The organism is Mesorhizobium sp. M7A.F.Ca.MR.362.00.0.0 (assembly GCF_004023175.1).
Lineage (GTDB): Bacteria > Pseudomonadota > Alphaproteobacteria > Rhizobiales > Rhizobiaceae > Mesorhizobium.
In genome coordinates, this window is sequence record NZ_RZTF01000515.1 from 1 (window position 1) to 3,872 (window position 3,872).

Consider the following 3,872-nt stretch of genomic DNA (forward strand, 5'->3'; position numbering starts at 1 on the left):
ATTTCCCTACTCCCTACTGACTATTCCCTCTCTTGATATACCGTATCACCACCTGCGCGGCGATCTCGCCGGACGGTCTATCCGTCGCCATGCGCCGCGTGATCTCTGCAAATCCATTCTTCTGCCAGGCGCGCATGCCGCTGTCGGCGAACAGGGCTTCCAATTGCCGGGCCAGATTGTTCGGCTTGATGTAGCCGTCGTAGAATTCCGGAATAAGCGCTCGATCCGATATCAGATTGGGCAGCAGCGCCGACCAGACGGAAACGAGGTACGGCGCCAAGACCCGCGCGACCGGGTCGAGCCTGTAGCAGGAAATCATCGGCACGCCGGCCAGCGCCAGTTCCAGCGATACCGTCCCGGACGCGATCAGCGCCGCATCGGCTTTGCCGAAAGCCTGCCATTTGCGCTGGGAATCGACGATGATCTCAGGCTTTTCATCCCAGCGGTTGACGGAGGATTTGACGAGCTCGGCGACATGCGGAACGGTCGGCAGCAGCAGCCGCAGGCGGTGGCCACGCGCACGCAGAATCGACACCGTCTCGCCGAACGGGTCGAGCAGCCGCCGTACCTCGCCACGCCGCGAACCGGGCAGGACGAGCAGGGTCTTGACGCGATCAGGAGAAAGGTCGCGCGGTAGTTCCTGCGCCTTGGCTGCGGCCAGCAAACCCGCATCGTGGGTCAGGCGATGCCCGACATAGGTGCCCGGTGGCCCGCCGAGCCGCTCGAGCTCCTTGACCTCGAACGGCAGGATGCAGAGGATGTGGTCGACATAGGGCTTCATCGCCACCGCCCTGCCCGGCCGCCACGCCCACACGCTCGGGCAGACATAGTGGATGATCGGAATCGACGGGTTGGCCGCACGCACCTTTTTGGCGACGCGCAACGAAAAGTCCGGACTGTCGATGGTGACCATGCAGTCCGGCTTTTCGTCGGCAACGGTCTTGGCCAGTTGGCTGATCCGCCGCATCAGGCGCGGCAGGTCGCGCAGAACGGCGCTGAACCCCATGAGGGCGATCTCGCCGGCATCGAATGGCGAGACCAGTCCCAGCGCCTGCAAATGACGGCCGCCGAGGCCGACGAGTTGCACCTCGCGCCCCACAGCCTGGCTGAGCGAGCGCACTATGTCGGCACCGAGCAGGTCGCCGGACTCCTCTCCGGCAACGATTGCGATCTTCAATGCCCTGTCAGCCATTGCGCGGCTCCGTGGCGGCACGCAGGCCAAGGACGAACAGGCCGAGTGCATTGGCGCGCGCGATGGTTTCAGGACCTTCGAGGATCAGCGAGCGTCCCGCCTCGACGGCAATGCCGGCGAGTCCGGCCGCGTGCGCTGCCTCGACCGTCTGCGGACCGATGGATGGAAGATCGGCGCGCAGTTCCTGACCGGGCTTGGCGCACTTGACGAGGACGCCGCGGGTCTTGCCCGCAATACGGCCGTGGCCGCGCAGCAGCTTCGCACGATCAAGCAGGCCGGCTGTTCCTTCGATGCCTTCCAGCGCGATTGCCCGGCCGCCAACCGCGATCGCCGCTTGGCCGACATCCAGCGCCCCGATGGCCTTTGCTGCCGCAAGGCCTGCCTCAATATCGCGCCAGTCCAATTTTCGCGGTTCGGCCTTGGTCAGCACGCCTTCGGCGGCGACAAGATTCGGCACTACTTCGTGGGCGCCAACGACCTTTACTCCGCGCGCTTCGAGGCCTCGTGCCAAGACCTTCAGAAGACCATCGTCGCCACGCGCGAGCGCCATGACGACCAAAGGAATCACCGCGAGCAGGCTGAGACTGGGGCGCAGCGCAAGCAATCGCGGCCGGCGCTTGATCTCGCCTGCAAGCACCAGATGGGTGATCCGGTGCCGCCGCAGCAAAGGGACGAGCGAGCCTATACCTTCCAGAGCGAGGCTTTCGTGATCGTATCGGGAGAGTTCCGCGATGCGGTCGACCTCGCCTTCCATCAGGATGACGAAGGGCGGATAACCTTGTTCAGCCGAACCGGCCGCGACTTCGACCGGCAGACTGCCGCCGCCGGCAATGATGCCGACCCTGGAGCCCGGCGGAAGATCAAGACGCGCAGCCGCTGTCTCAGTCTTCGTCATCGACATCGTCGCCATCGCCGCCCTTGAGCGACGGCACAGCATAGTGCCGCTTGCCGCGACTGGTGATGAAATCGATGATCTTCATGGCGGTCGGCGACGACGCGAACTCCGCCTTGGCGAATTCGATGTTCTCGCCAACGGTGCGGGAACGATCGAAGATCATCCTGTAAGCCTTGCGCAACACAAGGATTTCGGACCTCGGGAGGCCGGAGCGCTTGAGGCCGATGATGTTGAGGCCGCGTAGGCTGGCGCGGTTGCCGACCGCGATGGCAAAGGGGATGACATCGCCGACGATCGCGGAGCAGCCGCCGAGAAAGGCGTTGTCGCCGATGCGGACAAACTGATGCACTGCGGTCAGGCCGCCGATATAGACATTGTTGCCGACCTCGCAGTGGCCGCCCAGCGTTGCGCCATTGGCGAACGTCGCATTGTTGCCGACGACGCAATCATGGGCGATATGGGCGTAGGCAAGGAAATTGCCATTGTCGCCGACCGTCGTCTCGCCGCGGCTGGAATCGGTGCCGAGATGCATGGTCACGCCTTCGCGGATCGTGCAGTTCCTGCCGATGACCAAGGTGGTGCGACCGCCCTTGTGCTTGGTGTTCTGCGGCGGTGCGCCCAATGTCGCCATCGGATAGACCTTGGTCGAGGCGCCGATCGACGTCGCGCCCATCACCGAGACATGACTGACCAGTTCGACGTCGTCGCCGATCACCACATCGGCACCGACATGGCAGAACGGCCCGATGCGCACACCTTGGCCGATTTGGGCGCCTTCCTCGACAATGGAGGAAGCATGAATGGATGTCTTGATTTTCATAAGCACTCGATCGTCAGTCGCTGGTGACCATCATGGCTGAAATCTCGGCCTCGGCCGCCTTGGCGCCGTCGACCATGGCTTCACAAGCGAATTTGAGCAGGTTGCCGCGTTTCTTGATTTTCTTGACATGGATCTTCAACTGGTCGCCGGGAACCACCGGTTTGCGGAATTTGGCGTTGTCGATGGTCAGGAAATAGACCAGCGACGGCTTTTCGGTACCCAGGCTGCGGATACAGATGGCGCCGGCCGTCTGCGCCATCGCCTCGACGATGAGCACACCCGGCATGACCGGCTGCTCAGGGAAATGGCCCTGAAAATGCGGCTCGTTTATGGTCACGTTCTTGATGCCGACGGCGGATTCGTCGCCATCGATGTCGACGATACGATCGATCATCAGGAACGGATAGCGGTGCGGCAGGAGCTTCATCAGCCCCATAATGTCGACTGCCTCCAGCGTCGTCGACGCGATCATGTCAGCCATTGCCTCCCTCGCCCTGTTTGCGGGTCCTGGCGAGCTTGCGCAGCATGGCTATCTCCCGCATGGCTTCCGCCATCGGCTGTGCCGGATAGCCGCCCCAGATCTCGCCTGCAGGGACATTGCTCATAAATCCACTTCTTGCGGCAAGCTTGGCCCCTGTCCCTATGGTCAGGTGATCCGCAAGCCCGACGCCGCCGCCCATGGTGACATTGTCACCCACGACCACAGAACCCGAAATACCCGAAAGCCCGGCTATTATGCAATTGCGGCCGATGCGGACGTTATGGGCGATCTGCACGAGATTGTCGATCTTGGTGCCCTGGCCGATGATCGTATCGGACATGGCGCCGCGATCGACGGTGGTGTTGGAGCCGATCTCGACATCATCCTGAATAACGACACGGCCGATCTGCGGCACGCGTTCTGGACCCTTGGCCCCGCCGACGAACCCAAAACCATCCTGGCCTATCCTCGCGCCGCCATGAAT

Annotated in this window: 5 protein-coding genes; all 5 read right to left on the reverse strand. The window is 62.9% G+C overall.

Annotation, left to right across the window (positions count from 1 at the left end; all coding sequences use genetic code 11):
* Positions 1–13: 13 nt before the first annotated feature.
* Positions 14–1,192 (reverse strand): lipid-A-disaccharide synthase, encoded by a 1,179-nt coding sequence (lpxB, locus tag EOC06_RS34220; RefSeq protein ID WP_128309890.1) that lies wholly within the window; start codon positions 1,190–1,192, stop codon positions 14–16.
* Positions 1,185–2,087 (reverse strand): LpxI family protein, encoded by a 903-nt coding sequence (locus EOC06_RS34225; protein ID WP_236383052.1) that lies wholly within the window; start codon positions 2,085–2,087, stop codon positions 1,185–1,187. The genes lpxB and EOC06_RS34225 overlap by 8 nt, the downstream gene beginning before the upstream one ends.
* Positions 2,074–2,907 (reverse strand): acyl-ACP--UDP-N-acetylglucosamine O-acyltransferase, encoded by an 834-nt coding sequence (gene lpxA, locus EOC06_RS34230; RefSeq protein WP_027161558.1) that lies wholly within the window; start codon positions 2,905–2,907, stop codon positions 2,074–2,076. The genes EOC06_RS34225 and lpxA overlap by 14 nt, the downstream gene beginning before the upstream one ends.
* A gap of 13 nt (positions 2,908–2,920) precedes the next feature.
* Positions 2,921–3,388: a 3-hydroxyacyl-ACP dehydratase FabZ gene (gene fabZ / locus EOC06_RS34235; RefSeq protein ID WP_127268627.1), complete on the reverse strand. Its 468-nt coding sequence runs from the start codon at positions 3,386–3,388 to the stop codon at positions 2,921–2,923.
* Positions 3,381–3,872 (reverse strand): UDP-3-O-(3-hydroxymyristoyl)glucosamine N-acyltransferase (locus tag EOC06_RS34240; protein ID WP_128309891.1); only part of this gene is annotated, 492 nt, incomplete at its 5' end. The genes fabZ and EOC06_RS34240, both read right to left, overlap by 8 nt.